We start from the raw sequence: 22,976 nt of genomic DNA on the forward strand, positions 1-22,976 counted from the left end.
AGTCATGGTTAAGTTAAGTTGAAAACGATACTTTATATATGTGGTATATATTAAATGCTTAACATAACTGTATACCATTAACACATGATTATCATCACTAAATATTTGCAATAGTATTATTTATAACTAGACTAGGTTCATAAATTGTCGTTTTTGTCGCTTTGTGGATTAAATCTAACTTATTGATTTTTTTATTTATTTTTTTATTTTTTTAAAAGTAATAAACAACTTTAATTCGAGTAAACTAAACACAAGAAGGTTAAATCAATATTTTATGAAATTCATTCCCCTACTGTCAGGCGAGATATGGTTATTTTATTAGTAGACGATGATCAATTAGATAGAGCATTAATCATTCATACATTGAAAAAAAGTAAGTTAGATGTCGAGATTAAAGAAGCTACAACAGTTAACCAAGGAATAGCATTATTCTCAAAGCATAGATTTGATATAATTCTGTTAGATTATTCAATGCCTGATCGCGATGGTATTGAAATGATATTAGAAATTAAAAGTCAGGAGCAAGGTTCAAATACAGCCATAATGATGATGAGCTCACTTGAAAATGAAAAGATCGCGGTTAATTGCATTAAAGCAGGCGCGCAAGACTTTTTACCAAAAGATGAAATTACTGAAAAAAAATTACGGCGAGCTATACTTCATGCCACAACGCGGCATGATTTAGAAAGTAAGCTTTTGGCCACATACCAACAGGTTAAAAACTTAGCCGAAACAGACAGTCTTACTGGCTTACCCAATCGTTATTATTTTGATAAATCTCTCAAATTAGAAGTCAAAATTAATAAACGAAATGAGCATATACTTGCTTTGCTATTACTTGATATTGATAACTTTAAACTCATCAATGATAACTTTGGTCATGATGTTGGTGATATCCTCCTTCAAAAAGTGACGGCCAGAATTAACCACTGCCTTAGAGGTAATGAGCATTTTTCGCGATTAGGTGGGGATGAATTTGCAATCACCCTCAGTCATCTTATAAATAACCAACAAGCTTATATCGTGGCTCAACGTATCATTGATATAATGCAAGCACCTATAGAAATAGCCAATACGCCTATACATTGTACCGTGAGTATTGGTATAGCACTTCACCCATGTAATGCAAAAAATAGCGAAGAGTTGTTTAAATATGCTGATATCGCCATGTATCGTTCAAAGAACCAAGGAAGAAACCAAATCTGTTTTTTTGAAGATGAGATGCAGAAAAAATTTAAGCAGCGTTTACAGGTTGAACTTGATTTAAGACATGCCATTAAAAAACAGCAGTTTGAATTATATTACCAACCCGTCATAGATCCGAGAAATGAAAGTCTAACGGGTTTTGAAGCTTTGATACGGTGGAAAGTAGACGGGGTAATGCGTAATCCAGATAGCTTTATTGAAATCGCAGAAGAAACCCATCAAATTTCTGAAATTGGCCTTTGGGTTATTGAAGAAGCCATATCAACTTTATCAAAATGGAACCTTGATCGTAAAAAACCGTTAACCATGGCGATCAATATTTCAGCCGTTCAATTGGGCGATTTTACACTTGTTGACACTATAGCGACATGCTTATCTAAATATGATGTTCCTGCAAATTTAATTGAAATTGAATTAACAGAAACGGCATTATTAAATACTTCAAAAATTTCTTATGAAATATTAGCCGATATAGCAGGAGGTGGTTGCCATTTATCCTTAGATGATTTTGGCACCGGTTACTCCTCAATTTCGCATTTACGAAATCACCCTATTTCGGTGTTAAAAATAGATAAAAGCCTAATGCCTTCAAGTACTCAAGATATTAAACTTACCTCACTTGTTAGAGGTCTAGTGTCAATGGCAAGCATATTAGGTTTAAAAGTTATCGCTGAGGGTGTTGAAACTAAACAACATGCCGATCTTTGTAAGGAGCTAAATATTGAACGAGTTCAAGGCTATTTTTATTCTAAGCCTAGAACACGACTTGATATAGAAAACACCTACTTACTAGAAAGTACTCTGTGTATTAAATAGAGAATAAGCGATGAGAGAAGAATACTGTCGACAGATTATTGAGTCTTTACCTTATGCTATTATTATTACGGATCAACAAGGTCGAATAGAAGAAATAAACGCACAAACGGCGTTACTTTTTGGCTATAGTCAACAAGAGTTACATGATAAAAAAATAGACATCCTCATACCTGAAAGGTTTTGTGAGCAGCATCATAAAGACCTAGATAGCCAGAATGATTGTCCCCCTCCTCGTCAAGCGGAACTAGGAAGGAACCTTTTTGGTTTAACAAAAGAAGGGGACGAATTCCCCGTAAGAATAAATTTATCCCTATTAGAAAATAACGGCAACAATAAAATACTTACCACCATTATTGATATGTCTGAGCAATCGGATATTGTAAGAGAACTAAAACGTGTTAAGAAAGAATTAAATGATTTTGTCGATGTTGCTTCCCATGACTTAAAAGCGCCCCTTAGAGGTATTAGACAATTGTCCTCATGGATTGAGGAAGACATTACTGATTTTGCCAGTGATAATACTAAAAATAATTTAGCCTTAATGATGCAAAGAACTGCACGTTTAGAGCGTTATTTAAAAGATTTAATCATATACTCTCGAATTAGCCATGTGCTTGATGATGCACAGAACATTAATATTAAAGCGTTAGTGTTAAGTGTATTTGATTTGCAGAGCCCACCTAAAGAGGTTTCTATTGTTTGCGAAGAAACATTACCCGAAATAACGACATTTATTACACCTTTAGAAACTGTTTTTAGTCATTTAATTAACAATGCCATTAAGCACAAAAATAAAGGCCAATTAACGATTAATGTTTCTTCTCAAGAATATCCTACACATTACTCATTTTCGGTTAAAGATAATGGCCCTGGGATCCTCGAAAGAAATCATGAATACGTTTTTGATCTTTTTAAAACAATAAAACCAAGAGATGAAGTTGAGGGTAGTGGTATGGGGCTTTCTATCATCCGAAAATTACTCGACTCTCTAAACTGTGTAATAAGTGTTAGCTCAGATGGCAAAAATGGTAGCTGCTTTACTTTTACATGGCCTAAGAGATAACTTAGTTAGTCTGATTGGTATTATACCAATCGGACTAATTAATTGATCACTTAGCGAGGAATAAAAGCCTTAGAGGCAAGGCATTGATTGAAGATAATGCCTTATCTAAATCGTTTTTTTCTCCCTCTGCAACATGCATTTTGAATGGTCACGGGTATAGATGTTTACGAAGAGAGCCGATTGACAATATTTGGGTCCATTGATCTTGCAGGATTAAAATTTATTCAATTTAAAACGGATTTACTCGGGTTCACGAGTAGGTTCACTCAAAAATAATTTCAAAGTATTCATTACTTTATCTTTATCAATTGGTTTAACTAAGTAGTCATTCATGCCAGCATCTAAGCATTTCTGTTTATCACCCAGCATTGCGTTGGCGGTCATCGCTACAATTGGAATGTTTTGATATCTAGCACCAGCTGTTCCTTGGCGTATTAATGTGGTTGCTTCGTATCCATCCATTTCGGGCATTTGGCAATCCATAAAAATGAAATTGAACAAATCACTGTCTTCGCTTATGTTCAGTTTAGCTAAAGCATCTTTACCGTTTACTGCAACTACACAGTTATCAAATCCTAATTTATTCAACATCCCCACAGCGACCATTTGGTTGACACGAATATCATCAACCAGTAATAACTTAACATCTTTAGTCCAATTTAAACCAGAGAGTGGTAATTCTAGGTTTTTTTCAGCATCAATAGCCAGATTTGTTTGTACTTCTTTAGTGTCTAGTTTGTCTGAGCTGTCAAGTATTACACTTAATGCTTGATGTAAACCTGCAGTAGTCAGTGGTTTAGGAAAGTAGCCATTTAAGCCTAATTTGAGACCGTCAACTAAATCATGTTGGTTACTCATTTGTGTCATAAGTACTATTTTAAGTGACGCTAAGCTAGCATAAGATCGGAGTGTTTTGACAAAAATTAACCCTTCTAAATCTGGCATATCTCGATTGAAAATCACTAAGTCAAATTGAGGCGTGTTTTCTTGGGATATTAATAATGATAATGCTTGCGGTCCACGGGTTATTAAGTGGGTCTCAATCTGCCAACGATCTAATTGTCGTTTAATGACATTCCCACAAGACGAATTGTTTTCAACAATCAACACTCGTTTACCTTGTAAGGCTTTTAAGGGGAGTGGCGATAGTGACTCTGACGATTTTTCTAATAATAATTCACAAATAAACACACTGCCTTGGTCACCATTACTTTCAACACTGACGGTGCCTTGCATGCATAAACAAAGATTTTTAACAATTGTAAGGCCAAGTCCGGTTCCACCATATTCTCGCGTAGTAGAGCTATCTACTTGGGTAAAGGCCTGAAATAATTCGGCGTGTTTATCTTTTGCAATACCAATGCCGGTATCAGCAACTTCTATCGTTATACCCCAATAACGCTGAGAATAATGCTTTTGTTTAACACGAATAATCACCTCGCCCTGTTTAGTAAATTTAATCGCATTACCCGCTAAATTAGTTATTATTTGGCGAATACGATTTGAGTCACCTTTAACTAATGGCGCTTCAATGCCTACCAAGTCTAAAATCAGCTCTAAACCTTTCTGCTGGGCGTTTTGCACCAATGCTTCAGCCACATCCCCAACCATATTTGCTAAATTGAAACTTATATTCTCAATGATTAATTTGTTAGCATCTATTTTTGAACAGTCTAAAACATCATTAATTAACGACAATAGTGAGTTGGCACTTTGCTGAGCAATACCAATATGATGTTCTTGTTCTTGGTCTAATGTTGAGTCTTTCACTAAATCAAGCATACCGATAACGCCATTCATCGGTGTTCTTATTTCGTGACTCATGCTGGCAAAAAATTCATTTTTAGCGATTACAGCAACTTCGGCTAGCTCTTTTGCTTCAGTCAGGGCGATTTCATTTTCTACTCGGTCGGTCACATCATAATTAACGCCGATCATTGATATGGGATTATTATCATTATCAAATCTTAATATTGCCGAGGCTTTAAGGTGTCTAATGTCACCTTTTGGCGTAATCACCCTAAACTGAGTATCATACTTACGATGACTTTCCACGGCTTGTTGATATTCAGCCGTCGCTCTAGCAACATCGTCAGGATGTAAACCTTGCTCCCATGCTTCATAGGCACCGGAGAATTGATCAGGAGCCAGCCCGTAAAGCCTGAACATCCAATCATCCCACGTTAATTCATTGGTAACGAGGTTAAGTTCCCAAATGCCAATTCCTGCAGAGTCGGCTGCTAATGCCATACGCTGGCTGTGTTCTGCTATTTTATATTGCGCCGTCACTTTGTCGGTAATATCTTGGAAAGAGCCTAATATGCGAATACACTGACCTTGATTGAATTCAGCTCGACCGAGTGCAGAAACCCAAATTTTGTTATCTTTTGCTGTGATTAACTGCAGCACTTGCTCAAAAGGTTTGCCATCTTCTCTGCACTTGCTGACTAACGCTTGTATTGTATTTCTGCTTTTCCCTTCTTTATAAAAATTTATTGCGGTTGATAAATCTGGTTGGTAATCATTGGGCACTTGATGTATTTCTTTGGTCATGTCTGACCAAATAAGACGGTTATTAACCAAATCAACTTCCCAAGCGCCAATACGTGCTTGTTGTCCCATTTGTTCCATCAGCAACTGTTGGGCTAATAATTTAGTTTCAAACTTTTTGTTTTTAAGAGAATAGCGAACGGTTTTTTCAAGTAACCGTACCGTTAATTCATCTTTTATTACATAATCGTCGGCACCTTCGCGCATAGCGGCAAGATCCATTTGGTGATCATCCACGCCAGATAATATCACTATGGGTGGTGCGTTTTGATACTGCTGTTTTATTAGGGGGATTAACGAAAGACCTAGTTCCGGTCCTAAACGATTATCGATAAAATAAAAGTCAAATTGCTCGTTAGCTATTTTAGCTTGCGCAGATTGTAAATTATCAACCCAAAAAAGGCTTATACCGCCACTAATAGCTCGAATTAATAACTGTTTTAAAATAATGAAATCGGCTTTATCATCTTCAACAATAAGTACTCTCATATTAGAATATTTTTCCATTATTAATCTTGTTAGTATTGGTGTAATAACATTTACGATAAGAGGGTAAACAATATAACTTTGTGGTTCGGTATTACTTACCTTTTGGAATATTTATAAACACGTTGAGTATAGTATGATTTTATTATTGTTTAACTTTTATTTAAAGGAAAACGGTTATATCGGTAAAAAGCTTAATGAGAAGTTAGCGGCGCATGACGTTGATTTAGTCACTACCGTTCGTAAAAACATAAAACCATAAAAGCTAAAGCAATGTCTGTATTTGATAGGGCTATGTTATCAAAGAGATACATTATTGAGACGATAAATGATCAACTCAAAAACATTTCACAAATAGAACATAGTCGACATAGTAGTGAGACAGGTTTCATGTTAAATGTAATTTCAGGCATAGTGGCCTATTGCTTAAAGAAGCAAAAGCCACGTATTAAATTATCAGCGAGTGAATTTGGAGACCCTGTAACAGATTTTGTGTAACTGCCCGTTTTAAATAAAGTCCTTTAAGCGGTCTTCGAATTCAATCATAAATCGATTCAAGGCCGTTTTCCAGTTTCTTATCGGCATCGTCCATTTCTTGGATGCTGCATCTATCGCAAGATAAACGACTTTCCTCGCTGAATCATCAGACGGAAATAGCTTACGTTTTTTAATCGCCTTTCGGATAACACTGTTAAGTGATTCTATCGCATTCGTTGTGTAGATAGCTTTGCGAATGTCTTGAGGGTATTTGAATAGTGTATTTAGGTTTGACCAATGCGCACGCCAAGAGCGACTTATTTGTGGGTATTTATCATCCCAACGTAAGCAGAAGTTATCGAGTTCAAGTAGCGCCTCTTCTTCTGTCACTGATTGATAGATACGCTTTAAATCACCTGTGACAGCCTTGTAATCCTTCCAGGGCACATACTTCATCGAATTACGCACCATATGAACAATACAGAGCTGAACTTGAGTTTGAGGGAATACGGTATTAATTGCTTCAGGAAAACCTTTTAGGCCATCAACACACGCAATGAGGATGTCATTTACCCCTCGATTTTGAAGCTCTGTCAATACGTTCAACCAGAACTTAGCCCCTTCGTTTTCTGATATCCACATGCCGAGTAGCTCTTTATGACCTTCGATATTCACGCCTAAAGCCAGATAAATAGCTTTATTAATAACGTGTTTGTCTTGTCTGATTTTTACGACTAAACAGTCAAGGTAAACAATGGGGTAGACTGAATCTAAAGGCCTGGCTTGCCATTCAATGACTTGCTCGATAACAGCATTGGTGACACGAGATATCAGTGAGGGTGAGATATCTGCATCATACATTTCCTTGAACGTATCAACTATTTCCCTCGTTGTCATGCCTTTGGCATACAGGTACAAGATTTTGTCGTCCATTGAGGTAAACCGCGTTTGGTTCTTTTTGACTAATTTAGGTTCAAAGCTTCCTTCTCTATCGCGTGGTGTTTCAAGGTCAACTTGACCATCTTCAGTGCGAATAGATTTCGAGGAGTAGCCATTTCGGCTATTGTTCGTGGTGGATTGCTCATGAAGTGCATAACCAAGATGCTCTTCAAGCTCAGCGTTTAAAGCCGCTTCAACGGTTATCTTGGTTAATATTCTACGAAAGTCGGTTAAGTCTTGCTCTGACTTAATTCCTTTAGCTGCTTGTTTAGCAAATACTTCGAGTTCTTTCTTATTCATAGTCTGCCTATCCTAAACCCTATATGGGTATTAATGATAGGCAGTTACACAGATTTTGTTACAGGGTCAATTTGGATTGATGTCTGTTTAGAAAGCGTCGCTCTTAAACAGATCTCATATATGGTTTCCTCCCGTATTGCAAGGCTTAACTCATCGATAACAGGGACAGGATTGCTGTCATATATACGGTCTTTTAATGAAGATTATTTCTTCTGACCTCGATGTATTCCGCACATATTGACCTTATCAGGTTATCGGTATTTACTACCTCTGAAATCTCCAGGTTTTCAATATGCAGGTTTTACCTGTTATGTCATCGTTTCGTTCTACCCACGCAATTCTTTGAAGAGCGGTTTACTTATACTGCTGAATATTCTTCACCAGAGACGGTAATAGCCCAAGCCATTCTCGCCATTTTGTTGGCATATGCTACACATGCACGGTTATGCCCCCGTGTTTGAACTATGCGATTAATCCACTGGCTCAACTTGTCAGTTTTTGTTCCTGCCCTTGATACAACCGCTTTAGCCCCTTGAATTAATAAGCACCTGAGATAACTATTACCTCGTTTACTTATTCCTAATAAAGTATCCTTGCCACCACTACTATGTTGGCGTGGAACTATTCCTAGTGATGCGGAAACATCTCGACCCTTTCGATAATTAGCACCATTCCCAATTTCATTAAAATAGCCGCTTGATACCATTGGACCAAACCCTGGTATTGTTAGGAGTCTTTGACAAATAGCGTTATTTTTAACTGATTCAGTGATTGTTTTACCAAAAACATCAATACACTCATCTAATGAATTTAATTGTTTCTGTAACTGAGTAAGTATTACTTTAAATGCACCAGACAATTGTGTTGTTTCCTCATCCAACATTAAGACAATATTCTTGCGGACATTATTTACACCTTGGCTTAAAACTATGCCATATTCGGCTATTAATCCTCTAATTTGGTTGCATAATGCTGTCCGTTGTCTGACCGCTAACTCTCTCGCTTTATGTTGAGCTTGATTATCTTGTTGCTCTATCGATTTTATACCTACACTTTTAATATGCGGCTGCTTAGCGGCAACAGTAATTGCTAGTGCATCGTTATAATCGTTTTTATTTCCTATTAAAAAAGCTTTTACATGTTGTGGTGGAATAAGCTTTACCTCATGCCCACACTTTTTTATTTCTCTTGCCCAATAATGTGATGTTGCACAAGCTTCAAGTGCCACCAAACACGTTGGCTGTAATTGAAAAAATGTTAATACTTGTGCTCGTGATAACATTTTCTTCTTAATCAAGCTTCCTTCTTTATTGCAGCAAACAACATGAAAAAATCTTTTTGCTATATCTAACCCTATTGTTGTAATCTTCATTCGGTCTTCTCCCATTTTGATTGTGTATAACAACTTCAATCATGGCACATAGATGCCGTATTGGGAGGAGACCATCACATCAGGTTACGTAAACTAAAGATCATTTGTTAGATGCATTTACTCGGACGCTCACTACCAATCGACTTTGTTAAAGCGTTAGACTTAGGCGCCGACGGTGTTGCCGTATCAAACAGTGCTATGCAGGCTATCGGCTGTATAGCAGCGATAATGTGCAATACCAATAACTGTCCGGCTGGCATTGCTACGCAGAAAAAAGATTTACGCCAGCGATTAAATATTGAAAAATCGGCTGTGCAGCTTAAAAACTTTTTTGAAGCATCTACTGAACTAATGTCAGTTATGGCAAGAGCTTGTGGCCACGATTAATTTGAAAAATTTAATAGCAATGGCTTGGCTACTTGGCACAGGGAAATCGCACTACTTTCAGGAGTAAAGTATTCTGGGATGGGAAGTTAAAAAGCAACGGTTGAGCGCTGCTCCTTTAGTAATGCTCTCCTCCATAGGCGCTTCATGAATGATATGTCATAGTGGTCCTTTTCCTATATAGGATGGGGAGAGGAATAGGCTTCACCGCTCGTTAATAAAAGAAAGCGAGCGGAAATGGTGAAATTTCAACAGATACATAGAACAAAAAATCTAAGTCGCTTTGTGCCCCATACATCGCCATAGAATCATACAAATTTAATACCTAAAATCATATTAATCTAATGTCCGCTTTGGTATTTTCTAATCAAATTAGAATTTCTGACTTTATAGATTTCTGATGAAATTTAGAGCAATTCTATTATCTAACGCAGGACTGATTTTCATCGGTTTGAATGTCGCTAGATAAACCAAGGCTAAGGTCAGCAATCGTATCTTAGTGATCACTAGGTGGCCTGATTGTTAACAAGTCAAGCCGTCTGCTTTGGGTTTTAGCTAACCTTTCTATCTCAACCAGATAGTTCCAAATTACCAAAATCGTTGAACCATACTTATAGTCTCTTTAACGAAAGGAGCACTATTATGTATAACATCATTCCTTACACCCCAAAACCTAGCTGGAATAAAGGTAAATTAGTTGGTCAAAAACTTCCTCTTAAGCTTGAGGAAGTATGGTCTATAAGGACAAGACTTGATTTAGCAAATAACCTTCGCGAACTTACTATGTTCAATTTAGCATTAGATTGTAAATTACGAGCGTGTGATTTTATTAAACTTAAAGTCATGGATATCGCTCATGGGAAAAGTATTCAATCTAGAGCAATATTGATTCAACAGAAAACAGGTACTCCTGTTCGATTTGAAATAACTAAAAAGACCCAAGAGTCGCTTAAAGAGTGGATCGCATTAAAATCGCTTCGTTCTAATGATTATTTGTTTGGTAGTCGGATGAGAAAGGGGTGCCATCTAACAACCCGTCAATACGCAAGGATTGTCAAAACATGGGTTGCAAGTATTGGTCTCGACATTACATCGTATGGTACTCATTCGATGCGTAGAACCAAAGCATCTTTGATCTATAAAAAAACTAAAAATTTACGTGCTGTCCAAATATTACTTGGTCATACAAAACTGGAAAGTACTGTACGTTATCTTGGTATTGAGGTCGATGATGCCCTTGAATTATCTGAGTCTATAGATATCTAAACTATAAAAAATCAGGAAGAATGGACTCTTCCTTCCACGAATATCTCAAAGAACTAAACCGCTCGCCGCGGTAATGGTGACCTTGGCAAGCACCGAATTTCCCCATAACATTTCTATTCTTTCTGACTCTAAGCCTTGAGGCATGTCGCCTCACCTTAGATTGGAGAATATCTCATGAACATCAGCCCATACTTTTCAGCCCCTCTTCGTCAGCGCTTCAACGACGATATGACCATGCGAAAACTAGCAACTTCAACACAAATTGACTACTTCCGCGGGGTTAATAAACTCTGTGAATATTTACAACATCCCCCTGAAACAACCACCCAAGAAGAGTTGCGTGAGTTTCAACTTTTCATGGTCAATCACGGTGTATCGGGGATCACGGTTAACGCCACACTCACGGCATTGAAGTTTCTCTTTCAAGTCACTTTAGATAAACCTGAAGTGACTGCACGGATTTTCCCTGTAACGGTTGCGCGTAAATTACCTGTCGTGCTCAGCTTGGAAGAAACCACGCGTTTTATGGCTATGGCCACGCACCCTAAATTTAAAGCGGCATTCGCTGTCGCCTACGGTGCAGGTTTACGCGTAAGTGAAGTGGTTTCCTTAAAAGTGAGTGATATAGACAGTAAGCGTATGGCATTACGTGTCGAGCAAGGCAAAGGAAGTCGTGATCGCTATGCGCTATTATCACTCGCTTTGCTTGAGCACCTTAGAGATTGGTGGCGTTTCGCTAATCAGCAAGAACAAATGTTTGCAGGCGGCTGGTTATTTCCTGGCTTGAACCCTATCGACCATATGACGGCTCGTCATCTCAGTCGAGTGTGCAAGCAAACTGCTAATGCCGCTGAGATTGACAAAAATGTCTCTATGCACACATTACGTCATAGCTTTGCGACTCACTTACTCGAGGCTAAAGTCGATATACGTGTTATTCAAGTATTGCTCGGGCATGCTCAACTCAATACCACAGCTCGTTATACTCAGGTGGCAACGGATTTACTCAAGGATGTGATAAGTCCATTAGATACCATCACACCACAAAAAAAGAAGGTTAAGAGCGAGAAGTGAGTCGCTCATGTCACGAGAAAAGCTGGAAGTGGCGGATGTGTTTCGAGCACACGGCCAACATTGGCGTAATGAACATCAGGGGCATGTCGGTTTAGAGCAACTCAAAGTGATGTCTGCCGTTGAGCATTGTCGTAGTGAGGTACTTGGCGGTCATGTTTTGTATTGCCCTGCGTGTGAGCATGTTCAAATTGCTTATAACTCATGTCGTAATCGACATTGCCCGAAGTGCCAAGCAAGTGCAGCGAAACGCTGGCTGGAAGCGAGGCAAACTGAGCTACTACCTGTTGATTATTATCATGTGGTGTTCACTCTGCCTGAGTCTATCAGTGAATTGGCGTATTACAACAAGTCGGTGATGTATGGTTTGTTACTCAAAGCCGCCGCCAAAACGCTGTTAACGATTGGCGCTGATACCAAGCATTTAGGTGCTCGTTTAGGTGTTACTTTTGTCTTGCATACATGGGGCAGCGCTATGACACATCATCCTCATGTACATGGCATTGTACCTGGTGGTGGTTTATCACTTGATGGTAAAAAGTGGATACCGTGCAAATCAGGATTCTTCTTGCCTGTGCGCGTGTTATCACGCCTCTTTCGTCGGTTATATTGTGAGATGTTACGTGAAGCCTATGAGCAGAAGACGTTATTGTTCTTTGGTGAGTGTTTGCCTATTGAGGATGAAAAATCCTTTTTGGCGTTGCTAAATAAGCAACGTAAAGTGGAATGGGTAGTTTATGCCAAGCGGCCCTTTGCAGGACCACAAGCGGTATTGGATTATTTATCTCGCTATACCCATCGTGTCGCTATTGCGAATTCTCGATTGGTTGCTATGGACAAACAAACGGTGAGTTTCAAGTGGAAGAACTATCGTGTGAAAGAGCAAAATAGGCACCGCACTATGACGCTAACACAAGGTGAGTTTATCCGGCGTTTCTTATTGCATGTGTTACCGAGTGGCTTTCACCGTATTCGACATTATGGTTTGACAGCCAATACGGGACGTAAAAAGAACTTGGCTAAAGCACGCCAATTATTGAACGTTAACGTACCTATAGTTGAAAACGATAAAAAGGAAATTGACGAAGCAAAAGCTCATGAGCCATTACCTACCTTTGTTTGTCCATGTTGTGGCGCAGGCATGGTAGTTACTGAAGTATTGCTTCATTTATATTTACCGCGAGCACCACCTAAACAGCTAAGTTAGGTATGACAGATGAGTAAGACTAAATTATCGGTAATGGAGATAAGGGATAGCTTTGGTTTGCTTATTCCCCATCGATAAATATTAGCTATAATAAAGCGATATCAATGGAAAGTATCATGATAAAAAGTACAGTAGAACCCGATAAAATGAGTATCGACAAAGAATTCCCTCCATATTTGACTCACGAAGACCCAAAGACAATAAAGCAATCCCCATAGTACAGCGTTAACTTCCCGCGGTTTCCACTTTGAGGGCCTTTTAGACATCAGCCGCTGGTGATGAGCTATTGATAGGTTTTGTGGGCTGGCTGATATCTAAAAACCTTAACAAAGCGGTCATTATAGACCCTTCTGAATCACCCCACCAATGGATCATTAAGATACGAAACCGGACATTAACATCAATAGATATTTAAGCTGTTTAGAGTGTTCAATCTATCTTGGTCATGACAGAGAACTAAGCCACCATTGCGGTCGTTCAAGTAATTGTATTGGTATGACTTCAAAGTGCCAATTTTATACTGTCGCAAGCCATTTTTTTGCATCATCAATTGAGGACATGAATTGATGTTTTACATCCGTTTTATTATAACAATGGCTCATTTGAGCTTTTATTAAAGACTCGCCTTCAACATCTACAAAAATAATAGCACAGGCTATTAGCCCTCGTGCTCTTCTATTGTTCAAGGTTTGGATTAGAGCTTGTTCGGCTTCAGGTGTAAATAAGCTAAGTTTATGTAATATTATTATTTGGTTCCATTTCGATACTTCTAAATTTTGGATACATGATTCTAAGGCTCCTTTATATTTTATTATCAACTCCTCATTAAAAGGCCCTATTGCATCGATAAGTAAGATCTTACCTTCAATTTTTACTTTAAATAAACCATGTTCTGTAAAATTCATTTAATAACTATCCATAATTATTATTTAACTCTGATTTGCCCATATATTAACTGGCGTCTTTTCACTTTTTACAAACTGTAACAATATCAGGTTTTGAGATCAACAAGTGGTAACCGTTAGCGTTTACAAGCGAAACACCACAGACAACAATGAGCTTACAGGAGGCATAGACGACCAACCCGATTGTTCATCACCTTAACTGGCTCCTGAGCCACCATAGCGGTCATTTAGTTACGTACCTTTTTCACTTTCTTCAAATATTAGATATGAGCAATTGCTAATAACAAATAGTATTCAGTAAACCCCATTCCTCTTTAAACAAAGTTAAAAAGTTTAATAAGGTTTCTTTAAAGATAAGGGATTGTTATATTGATACTAAGTAACTCACTAAATTTAAAACGTTTATATGGAAGCTTTGCCCCTAAATACCGACATAACCCCACTGCTTAAAGACAAATACAAATTCGGTTTGGCTATTTTACCCTTTGGCTGCATGTTCGCATCTATAGGCTTAATGCTGGTGCCTGCCTTTATGGAACCAGGTGATTGGATGTTGGTAGTTTTAATGCTTGCAGGTTACATATTCGGGTGGCTGCTTAATGCATTTATTGCAAAGTATTTCTACAGTATGAGCAACAAATCCATTTGGATGATTTATATACAAGGGATGATCCCTAAGGATTGGTTTACCGATGGCGGCTGGCAAGGCTATTGCCAAAACTGCAAACTTCATGTGGAAATCTGGAAGCAAAAGCGTACCAAAGGTAAGACCTTCTTTGTAACTAAGGCCAGTTTGAGTTTTTACCTATTATACTTGCTTCTTACTTTGGTATACCCCTACTTTTTTGCCGATAGTAGCATTGATTGGCTTCATTTAGTTTGGCCAGGATTTTTATGGTTCATTGGTTTTATCGGTCTGTCTTTAATCATCTGGCATAACTCAGAAAGCTCATATAAACGTGGGCAACACTTTCTTGATTCTCAAAAAAATATGGAGGTGAGCGTTAAAGAGGCTAAAGATGTTGAAGTCAAAATGGGTATTTTAACTTATATAAGTTCAATGTTGTCTTGCTCTGTATTTATTGGTATTGGTCTAATAGTTTTGTGGCCTAATTGGACTGCATCTGACAACTATGGTTTGCCCGCTTATGATGCTTTGAGTGAATTAACAGGTAAAGCAAAAGTCTACTATGTTTACGAAAATGGTTTACAGTTTCAACTTGAAGGCAACACTATAATATACAAAGTTACTCATTATGATAAACCAAGCAAAGTTCTTGAGGCTAAGATCAACGATCAAGTCATTACAATCCGTGCAGACCATAACGATTCACATAGTCCTATGTTCTCAGATGAATCTTATCACTATGTGTTTGAATTATCGATGGATGGGCAATTACTTATGGAATACGATAAAATTTATGCTAATTTCATCGAGGTTAAGCAGCAACAGCCTTATATAGCGATCCCTTTTATATTACTAGGCTTAGGCTTCTGTTGGCTTACTCACCGACAGTTCGAACGGACTAATCGATAGGCCAAATTAATTACGTTTAATTATTGAATAAATATTTAAAATATTGATGCCTGATTTATCACTTTAAAGGGGACATTTTAAAAGGATTTTACTCCAAAAACTTAGACCGCTTTGTGGAAAATTTAGCATTCTGAGATAAAACTCCACAGGCAGCTATGAGATGCAACAGCCCATCAAAATTTCCAATCTCAATGGTTTCTTATGGCAAAAATTTTCCACACCATTTTGAACGGCCTACGTCTCCTTTTACCGTATTTAAGACCAAGTTGATCAGGCAAAAAAGGGCAGTTTGCTGACTGTCAGGATTTTTTACACGTAAAACTCGAAAAATATAATTAATATTTAAGTATCTGTAATAATTGCATATTTTATTTGGCTCGATTATTGCTAAAAGTTATATCCGATAGCTAAGACGTTCCAATTTAATTAATACCTTCTTATGTGGAAGGATGAAAGGATTTAGTAAATGAATTGTCAATTTTTAAAAGTAGTTAGTGTAAGTTTAATATTGGGTGCTTCCCTGTCTATGTCGGGTAACGCATCAGCCACCCTAATAGAGTCCATAGCAGCCCTCGATGATGGTGCTATGTATAGGGTGGTGTTTGTAACCAGCACCACAAATAGCGCTATCACAGAAGACATAAGTATGTACAACTACTTCGTTAGCAGTGCAGCCGCTAACGGCAGTGTAACGAGTTCATTGGGGTTAACATGGGCCGCGTTGGCTGGCACGAAGGAGGTCAGTGCGCAGGCTAACACGGGAATTTTTTATGACGACACCGGTCTCGTTACTATCTTTAATACGTTTGGCGAGATTGTCGCGACGTCAGGGAGCGATTTATGGGACGGCGTGTTGTCAAGCGCTATTATAGGAAGTGAAAGTGGTGCCGTGCTCTCGGTTGATGTATTAACAGGAATACGGTATAACGGGGACTCTTATGATACATATGCATTGGGAGAACATTATGGCGGATGGATGGCCGGACATAGTTCTCAAACAAATAGTAATTGGGTTGCTAATGGGGTCTCATCCCCGTTTGCTGAGTATAGTTTTTACGCAGCGTCATCGGTAGTGGAAAAAATTAGGGTTGATGTTCCCGAACCCGGAACGCTTATAATGTTGTCGTTGGGCTTAGCGGGTTTGTCATTTTCTCGATACAGAAAACAATCTTGATCGGCTTGTCATTCCCTGCAACTACACATCGTAACCAGCGGGTAATATAGTAATCAAGAGCCACGGCTCTTTTTTGAGCCGTTTGCTTTTGCTCATAAAGCTGACGAACTTTATCAACCGCATTAATTATTGTTTTCACTGCCAGTGTTAAACGTGGCAGACCAAAGCGATATCCCAAAAAATCAATTTGTTTCTCAATCCGACCAATAAATGTTTTATCGGGTGCTTGTTCCACTTTCAATGCGTTAAAATGTTGATTGACCGTTCTAATACCACATCTTAGATACCAACGTGTTTTGGCTAATACCATAATGTCATCCATATATCGGCGATAAAAACAACGTTTATCACCTGCCATTCGATCATCCAAGCCTTTCAAATAGTACGCTGCGATAACAGGTGATAATGAGCATCCTCTTGATATAACACACTGTATCGCGTTAAACGTGCCGCCTTTTTTAACACTGCGTTTTATAAATTGCACTAACATTTCCCATTAAGCCACCCATAATAACGTGTTTGTTTTTTCAACAATAAACTACACTTAATGTACCCTCTTATAAGTGTGGTGATTGTCATGCCCAAGCCTCGTTCACAACAAATCAGTTTATCTGATACGCCGTATTATCATATTTGCAGTCAAACCGTTCGTAAGGCCTTTTTATGTGGTGTTGATAAAGAAACCGGTGTTAGTTATGCGCACAGGCGTCATTGGATTGAACAGCGTATTTTTACATTATCTCAGGTCTTTGCTATTGGTATTTGTGCTCACGCTGTTATGAATAATCACTTACATTTAGTCCTTCATGTTGATAGTGAACAAGTTAACAACTGGACGACGTTCGAGGTACTGTCCCGTTGGCATACGTTGTTTAAAGGCACCCTGTTAACCCGTCAATATCAGCGACAGCAATCATTAACGACATTCGAAATAGAAATAGTTGAAAAAACAGCACAAGTCTACAAACAGCGTTTAATCGATATCAGTTGGTTTATGCGGGCATTAAACGAGCCTATTGCTCGACAAGCCAATAAAGAAGACAAATGCACAGGGCATTTTTGGGAAGGACGCTTTAAATCACAAGCCCTGCTCGATGAAGGGGCATTACTTGCTTGTATGGCTTATGTAGATTTAAATCCAGTGCGTGCGGGCATTGCCCCAACACCTGAGCAATCGCGTTTTACCAGTATTCAACGGCGTATCAAAGCCGCCATCATGGGAGAGCAACCCTCAAGGTTATTACCTTTTACGGGCCATCAACAGCAAGCTAAAACCTCCGGTATCCGCTTTAGCTTGAAGGACTATTTAACCCTTGTAGATGAAACAGGTCGGGTAATAAGAGCAGACAAACGAGGCGCTATCGATAACAAAACCGCAAATATACTGTCAAGACTTCACATCAGCGACGAAAGTTGGCTCAAACTCACCACAAACTTTGAAGGTATATTCACTGGCGCGGTCGGCACCGCAGAGCATTTGTGTGAATTTACTGAGCACGTAGGGTTAAAGCGAGCACACGGTAAAGCAAATGCCCAAGCTTGTTTGAATAGCGCGTAAACTTAACTACATGCAAAAACCGCACTAAGACAGCACTAAGACCACAAGAAAAAATACGGCTACCTTGGGGGAGAAGTAATGCTTGCCTGAAATTCACTCCTTTAATCAACATCTATAAAAGTCGATAGGCAAAAGCTTACAAGATGCAGTACATGCCTTGTTGTTGACCAATGGATGGACGTGTTTCAGAGCATTATCACTGCGTAGCATTATCATGGGTGGCATAATAACTTTATCACTGCGTAGAATTATCATGGGTGGCATAATAATTTTGTTATCACTGCGTAGAATTATCATGGGTGGCATAATAATTTTGATACTTAACCTGTTATTGTTGGCATAAATAATTTGATGCAACGAGGCCAATTTTTTATCATAAAACAAGAAAAATATTACACAGCCTGTGATGTTGAATATGCTATTGGTCAACACAATTACTTGACCACTTCAGTTGAAAACAGACTAAACTTAGATGTGCTTTCTCGAGATATAATCTTAATACTTTCCAATACGGAAAGAAATAACTTTCCAGGATGGAAAGCTTTGTGTATATTACTTTCCGATACGGAAACTAATGAGTAAAGATTATGAACAATAATAGAAAGCAAATAAATTCAGAAGAAGCTAAAGCTGCAATTAAATCTATTAAAAAATTTGAAAATTCTTCGTTACAACACGCCATACCTTCACCCTGGTTTGGGATGGCAATGTCAATAGTCGTAGGGCTTTTAGTGTTTTTAATTGGGGCGGGACTCCGTGATTACTATTTTTTTCCAATTATAGCTTTACCATTAATCATCGCTATACATCGTAGTAAAATGAAAGTATCACCTCGAGCGACAACAAGCAAAAAGACTCTCATTGCACTTGTCGGCTTAATAGGATTAATGTTTGGATTAATATTCGCTGGAATCTTTGTTCGCTCGTTATATTGCACAATGATAGGGCCAATTATTTGTAGTTTAATAGCGACCTTTACCATTTATTGGATAAGTGTTTCTGAACGTAATGAACATAAAAATAAAATTGACCAGGATATAGGTTCGTGAATATAGCACAGTTTGACAGTATTATTCATGCCCCTAATCGGCTTCAGATTTGCTCGCTGTTAGTACCTATTGAAGATGCAGAATTTCAGTTAATTCGAGACCAATTGGGAGTTAGCGATTCAGTTCTTTCAAAACACGTCAAACAACTAGAGGATGCTGGGTACGTGAAACAACGTAAAGAAAAAGTTAACGGTAGGCTACGTACATGGTTGTATTTAACTGAAGCAGGTAGAAGAGCATTTGAAGGACACGTGGCAGAATTGATGCGTATTGTTCAAGTTTCCGACTTATAAGAATTATAGTCACTTGGGAAATATTTACTTACGAAAAACTACCGATTATTCTTTTCGTGCGACAAAAGAATGTGGATTAAGCGCTTTAGTAAAACACTAATAATGTCAGCTTTTAGCTGTTAAATACTATAAATCTCCCGTGGTTTTCATCTGTCTATGTTTTGTTGCCAGACGGTGACGAGGGTAGGAAGTAGATTTAAATGTATGAAAACCTGCCTTATTTTGAATATTCGCTGCATATAACAATTCGAGTTGGTGATAAGTATGATATATGGTCAAGGTTAGAACCTACTTTGCCGAGCGATATATTTGGTTTTATTAAGCTGCTCGTAGCCACGATTATTTTCTCGGCTGTAATAGGTCCCCTGATATTTATCTTCTTATTTTAGGGGGATGTGATTTACTAAGGGACTTGTAATAAATTGATTTAATATGTCATTAGTTGATATGACTATAAACTCAATCTTTTGATTTTAGGTAACAAATCAAATTCTCTTATATTAATAAATTTCGAGTGAAACAATATAATAAAATTGCCCCTAATATGTTCATGACTTCACAATAGCCTAATGTCAGCTTTTGGCTCAGGCTGTGTGAAAATTATTTTGAACTTGTGTAATTCTATAATATCAACGAACAAAGGTTCTGTAGATTTAAATCTGTAGTGAGTTTGGTGCCAAACTACATGTAAATTTACGTAGCGTTGCATAAAAATTTTAAGCTGAGAGTTTTCACACAGTCTGGGCTAGCAGTTGACTAAAGGAACAACCGATAGCTAACTTCCCCTTTGCGGACAAAGTTATCGTAAATACTTTTCAGTCTCGACAACTCCTCAGTGAGCATCAACTCGTTGACTAAAGATCGATTTGGTTCGAAAATATCATCTACTGAAGGTGTTGATTCTAATGGTCCTACTTGTCGAGATAACCTCATTTGTAATGTCTATTCACATAGCGTTTTCTAGTAATAGCTGGATAAATAACGAGCGACGACTATTATTCGTAGTTTAACAAGTTCGAGTGCCAATCAAAATACAAGCTCAACAGATAGTCGTTCTAATGTATCCCATCTAATGATAAAAAGTAAAATAGCAACAGCCACGGTAACTTCAGAAATACCATAGTTAAAATACTTTTCGATGACATGCAGTTGCCGTAATGAAGATAAAGGGTTATCGCTATTTAGAGGTCTTTAGAGGTCTTTAGAGGTCTTTAGAGGTCTTTTAAAATGATAAAACCTTTTACAGAAAACTGTAAAAGGTTTTTATTAGTGGTTATTTTAACAGTCGGTGTTTATAAAAATGACAACAACTCTTCGTCTAACTGCATTAACGTTTTAGGGTCTGCCATCATGGTGATAGCTAACGATTTAGTTCTTGGCAACATGCGCTCAAAATAAAACTCTGCGGTTTTAATTTTTGCACGGTAGAAGTCTCTGTTCTCAACATCGGTTGCTAATTTTTCATAAGCCGCCTGTGCCATTTGTGCCCAGAAATAAGCCATAACGATGTAACCAGAATACATTAAATAGTCAACCGAAGCAGATCCAACCACATCGCGGTTTTTCTTTGCTTTTAATGACAAACTTAATGTGTTTTTCTGCCAGCCGGCAACAGCTTTGCTCAATGGCCAAATAAATTGATTCATCTGACGTTTATGAGGGTTATTTGAAATCATACTTTTGTCTTTACAAAAGCCTAAGACTTCCATGGTAAAGTGTTTTAAATACTTACCGCGATTTAATAAGATTTTACGTCCTAATAAATCAAGTGCTTGGATACCCGTTGTTCCTTCATACAAAGTAGCTATACGTGTATCACGAACAATTTGCTCCATACCCCACTCTTTGATAAAGCCATGACCACCAAATATTTGTAAGCCATGGTTTGCACTTTCTGAACCTAGTTCAGTGAGGAATGCTTTTAAAATCGGTGTAATAAAACCTAAACGGTTATCAGCTTTACGGCGTTGCTTATCATCTTTCAACATTTGGATGTCATCAACTATTTTCGCCGTATAATAAATCATAGCACGGCCACCTTCGGTGATCGCTTTTTGCGTCATTAGCATTTTACGAACATCAGGGTGAACAATAATTGGGTCAGCAACTAATTCAGGCTTTTTAGCACCGGTAAGTGAACGCATCGATAATCGTTCTTTTGCGTAAATTAACGAATTTTGATAAGCAAGTTCTGCAGCACAGATACCTTGTAAGGCTGTACCAACACGTGCGGTATTCATAAAGGTGAACATACATTCTAAACCTTTATTTTCTTTACCAATAAGTACGCCTTTTGCACCATCAAAATTTAAAACAGCGGTAGCTGAACCTTTGATACCCATTTTATCTTCAATAGAGCCACAAACAACATTGTTACTTTCGCCAATGTTACCTTGTTCATCAACTTGCATCTTAGGAACAATAAATAATGAGATCCCACGCGTACCTTTTGGTGCATTGGGTAATCTTGCTAAAACGATATGAACTATGTTTTCAGTTAAGTCATGCTCACCAGCTGAAATAAATATTTTAGTACCACTAATACTAAATGTACCATCATCGTTTAACTCAGCTTTTGTTTTAACTTGACCTAAATCTGTACCACATTGTGGCTCAGTTAAACACATAGTGCCGGTCCAAGTACCTTCGGTAAGCTTAGTTAAGTAAAGCTGCTTCTGTTCTTCAGTACCGTGTAACTGTACCGTATCCATAGCACCATGACTTAAACCAGGATACATAGCCCACGACCAGTTTGCCGTACCCATCATCTCTGACTTTACCATGCCTAGCGAAGCAGGAAGCCCTTGGCCACCATGTTCAACAGGGTGAGACAAACTCTGCCATCCACCGTCAACATATTTCTGATAAGCTTCTTTAAAGCCTGTAGGCGTGGTTACCTTACCATTATCAAAAGTACAACCTTCTTTATCGCCACTTTGATTTATTGGTAATAATTCATTTTCACAGAATTTTGCACACTCTTGGAATATCGCATCAACCAAGTCAGGTGTCGCTTCTTCAAATTCTGGATACTGCTTATAATGGTCATAATAATTAAAGACATCTTCAAATAAAAATTTCATGTCTGTGATCGGTGCTTTATAACTGAGCATGTATCTCTCCAGTGCTTTTTAAACTATTTATTTAACTTCTTTCGAATATAGCAGAAAAACAACTGGTCATACCACTGTTTTTTACTAATAAATATTTATATATTTATAAATAGAACTTAAGTGTAGAAGACAACTGTATTTATTAAAGAGAATAAGCGTGTAAAATTTTAATTAACAATAAAAGTTTGAGCTTTGCTGTATAAGAAATAA

16 protein-coding genes and 2 pseudogenes are annotated in these 22,976 nt (G+C 37.9%); 12 read left to right on the forward strand and 6 right to left on the reverse strand.

What is annotated here, in order from left to right:
• The first annotated feature begins 306 nt into the window (after window positions 1-306).
• Window positions 307-2,022 carry a two-component system response regulator gene (locus A3Q34_RS02465; protein ID WP_070373905.1) on the forward strand — a complete coding sequence of 572 codons (1,716 nt, stop codon included), beginning with the start codon at window positions 307-309 and terminating at the stop codon, window positions 2,020-2,022.
• A 10-nt stretch (window positions 2,023-2,032) separates the two neighbouring features.
• Window positions 2,033-3,085, forward strand: coding sequence for a sensor histidine kinase (locus tag A3Q34_RS02470; protein WP_070373906.1), 1,053 nt, complete (start codon window positions 2,033-2,035; stop codon window positions 3,083-3,085).
• 240 nt (window positions 3,086-3,325) lie between these two features.
• Here A3Q34_RS02470 and A3Q34_RS02475 read toward each other — a convergent pair whose 3' ends face one another.
• Window positions 3,326-6,142, reverse strand: a complete 2,817-nt coding sequence (locus tag A3Q34_RS02475) for a hybrid sensor histidine kinase/response regulator (protein ID WP_070373907.1) — start codon at window positions 6,140-6,142, stop codon at window positions 3,326-3,328.
• Between the two features lie 148 nt (window positions 6,143-6,290).
• On the opposite strand from A3Q34_RS02475, the pseudogene A3Q34_RS02480 reads away from it, so the two are divergent.
• Window positions 6,291-6,619 (forward strand): annotated as a pseudogene (locus A3Q34_RS02480) (transposase); the annotation flags it as partial.
• Between the two features lie 9 nt (window positions 6,620-6,628).
• Here the strand turns inward: A3Q34_RS02480 and A3Q34_RS02485 are convergent.
• The gene (locus A3Q34_RS02485; protein ID WP_070373909.1) at window positions 6,629-7,837 is read right to left on the reverse strand and encodes an IS256 family transposase; all 1,209 of its coding nucleotides are present in this window, start codon (window positions 7,835-7,837) and stop codon (window positions 6,629-6,631) included.
• Window positions 7,838-8,195: 358 nt separating this feature from the next.
• A complete protein-coding gene (locus A3Q34_RS02490) occupies window positions 8,196-9,209 on the reverse strand; it encodes an IS110 family transposase (RefSeq protein ID WP_070373910.1) in 1,014 nt (337 codons plus the stop codon).
• A 123-nt stretch (window positions 9,210-9,332) separates the two neighbouring features.
• Here A3Q34_RS02490 and A3Q34_RS02495 point away from each other — a divergent pair.
• From A3Q34_RS02495 to A3Q34_RS02510, 4 genes and pseudogenes are all read left to right on the forward strand, one after another.
• Window positions 9,333-9,686 (forward strand): annotated as a pseudogene (locus tag A3Q34_RS02495) (glutamate synthase-related protein); the annotation flags it as partial.
• Between the two features lie 549 nt (window positions 9,687-10,235).
• Window positions 10,236-10,859 (forward strand): tyrosine-type recombinase/integrase, encoded by a 624-nt coding sequence (locus A3Q34_RS02500; RefSeq protein WP_070373912.1) that lies wholly within the window; start codon window positions 10,236-10,238, stop codon window positions 10,857-10,859.
• A gap of 174 nt (window positions 10,860-11,033) precedes the next feature.
• The gene (locus tag A3Q34_RS02505; protein WP_070373913.1) at window positions 11,034-11,933 is read left to right on the forward strand and encodes a tyrosine-type recombinase/integrase; all 900 of its coding nucleotides are present in this window, start codon (window positions 11,034-11,036) and stop codon (window positions 11,931-11,933) included.
• Window positions 11,934-11,940: 7 nt separating this feature from the next.
• Window positions 11,941-13,137 carry an IS91 family transposase gene (locus A3Q34_RS02510; RefSeq protein WP_070373914.1) on the forward strand — a complete coding sequence of 399 codons (1,197 nt, stop codon included), beginning with the start codon at window positions 11,941-11,943 and terminating at the stop codon, window positions 13,135-13,137.
• A gap of 515 nt (window positions 13,138-13,652) precedes the next feature.
• On the opposite strand, the gene A3Q34_RS02515 is transcribed toward A3Q34_RS02510, so the two are convergent.
• On the reverse strand, window positions 13,653-14,042 hold the full coding sequence (locus A3Q34_RS02515) for a hypothetical protein (protein ID WP_157470762.1): 390 nt from the start codon (window positions 14,040-14,042) through the stop codon (window positions 13,653-13,655).
• A 406-nt stretch (window positions 14,043-14,448) separates the two neighbouring features.
• On the opposite strand from A3Q34_RS02515, the gene A3Q34_RS02520 reads away from it, so the two are divergent.
• Window positions 14,449-15,579, forward strand: a complete 1,131-nt coding sequence (locus tag A3Q34_RS02520) for a hypothetical protein (protein ID WP_070373915.1) — start codon at window positions 14,449-14,451, stop codon at window positions 15,577-15,579.
• Between the two features lie 976 nt (window positions 15,580-16,555).
• The gene (locus tag A3Q34_RS21200; RefSeq protein WP_442855288.1) at window positions 16,556-16,753 is read left to right on the forward strand and encodes a PEP-CTERM sorting domain-containing protein; all 198 of its coding nucleotides are present in this window, start codon (window positions 16,556-16,558) and stop codon (window positions 16,751-16,753) included.
• Here A3Q34_RS21200 and A3Q34_RS02530 read toward each other — a convergent pair.
• Window positions 16,692-17,237: a reverse transcriptase domain-containing protein gene (locus A3Q34_RS02530; protein ID WP_197517641.1), complete on the reverse strand. Its 546-nt coding sequence runs from the start codon at window positions 17,235-17,237 to the stop codon at window positions 16,692-16,694. The two genes, A3Q34_RS21200 and A3Q34_RS02530, sit on opposite strands and share 62 nt — an antisense overlap.
• A gap of 93 nt (window positions 17,238-17,330) precedes the next feature.
• On the opposite strand from A3Q34_RS02530, the gene A3Q34_RS02535 reads away from it, so the two are divergent.
• From A3Q34_RS02535 to A3Q34_RS02550, 3 genes are all read left to right on the forward strand, one after another.
• The gene (locus tag A3Q34_RS02535; RefSeq protein WP_070373918.1) at window positions 17,331-18,311 is read left to right on the forward strand and encodes a transposase; all 981 of its coding nucleotides are present in this window, start codon (window positions 17,331-17,333) and stop codon (window positions 18,309-18,311) included.
• Between the two features lie 587 nt (window positions 18,312-18,898).
• Window positions 18,899-19,360: a hypothetical protein gene (locus A3Q34_RS02545; RefSeq protein ID WP_070373920.1), complete on the forward strand. Its 462-nt coding sequence runs from the start codon at window positions 18,899-18,901 to the stop codon at window positions 19,358-19,360.
• A complete protein-coding gene (locus tag A3Q34_RS02550; RefSeq protein ID WP_182217987.1) occupies window positions 19,357-19,653 on the forward strand; it encodes a winged helix-turn-helix domain-containing protein in 297 nt (98 codons plus the stop codon). Before A3Q34_RS02545 ends, A3Q34_RS02550 begins: the two co-directional genes overlap by 4 nt.
• Window positions 19,654-20,945: 1,292 nt before the next feature.
• Here the strand turns inward: A3Q34_RS02550 and A3Q34_RS02560 are convergent.
• Entirely contained in the window at window positions 20,946-22,766 is a 1,821-nt protein-coding gene (locus A3Q34_RS02560) for an acyl-CoA dehydrogenase C-terminal domain-containing protein (protein WP_070373922.1), read from the reverse strand.
• Window positions 22,767-22,976 lie beyond the last annotated feature (210 nt).

The organism is Colwellia sp. PAMC 20917 (genome assembly GCF_001767295.1).
Taxonomy (GTDB): domain Bacteria; phylum Pseudomonadota; class Gammaproteobacteria; order Enterobacterales; family Alteromonadaceae; genus Colwellia_A.

What these genes read in the sequence shown, in the direction of transcription:
- A3Q34_RS02535 (WP_070373918.1), top strand. Translation starts at nt 17,331, where the DNA reads ATGCCCAAGCCTCGTTCACAACAAATCAGTTTATCTGATACGCCGTAT.
- A3Q34_RS02500 (WP_070373912.1), top strand. Translation starts at nt 10,236, where the DNA reads ATGTATAACATCATTCCTTACACCCCAAAACCTAGCTGGAATAAAGGT.
- A3Q34_RS02545 (WP_070373920.1), top strand. Translation starts at nt 18,899, where the DNA reads ATGAACAATAATAGAAAGCAAATAAATTCAGAAGAAGCTAAAGCTGCA.
- A3Q34_RS02485 (WP_070373909.1), bottom strand. Translation starts at nt 7,837, where the DNA reads ATGAATAAGAAAGAACTCGAAGTATTTGCTAAACAAGCAGCTAAAGGA.
- A3Q34_RS21200 (WP_442855288.1), top strand. Translation starts at nt 16,556, where the DNA reads ATGGCCGGACATAGTTCTCAAACAAATAGTAATTGGGTTGCTAATGGG.
- A3Q34_RS02560 (WP_070373922.1), bottom strand. Translation starts at nt 22,766, where the DNA reads ATGCTCAGTTATAAAGCACCGATCACAGACATGAAATTTTTATTTGAA.
- A3Q34_RS02515 (WP_157470762.1), bottom strand. Translation starts at nt 14,042, where the DNA reads ATGAATTTTACAGAACATGGTTTATTTAAAGTAAAAATTGAAGGTAAG.
- A3Q34_RS02475 (WP_070373907.1), bottom strand. Translation starts at nt 6,142, where the DNA reads ATGGAAAAATATTCTAATATGAGAGTACTTATTGTTGAAGATGATAAA.
- A3Q34_RS02510 (WP_070373914.1), top strand. Translation starts at nt 11,941, where the DNA reads ATGTCACGAGAAAAGCTGGAAGTGGCGGATGTGTTTCGAGCACACGGC.
- A3Q34_RS02505 (WP_070373913.1), top strand. Translation starts at nt 11,034, where the DNA reads ATGAACATCAGCCCATACTTTTCAGCCCCTCTTCGTCAGCGCTTCAAC.
- A3Q34_RS02470 (WP_070373906.1), top strand. Translation starts at nt 2,033, where the DNA reads ATGAGAGAAGAATACTGTCGACAGATTATTGAGTCTTTACCTTATGCT.
- A3Q34_RS02490 (WP_070373910.1), bottom strand. Translation starts at nt 9,209, where the DNA reads ATGAAGATTACAACAATAGGGTTAGATATAGCAAAAAGATTTTTTCAT.
- A3Q34_RS02465 (WP_070373905.1), top strand. Translation starts at nt 307, where the DNA reads ATGGTTATTTTATTAGTAGACGATGATCAATTAGATAGAGCATTAATC.
- A3Q34_RS02520 (WP_070373915.1), top strand. Translation starts at nt 14,449, where the DNA reads ATGGAAGCTTTGCCCCTAAATACCGACATAACCCCACTGCTTAAAGAC.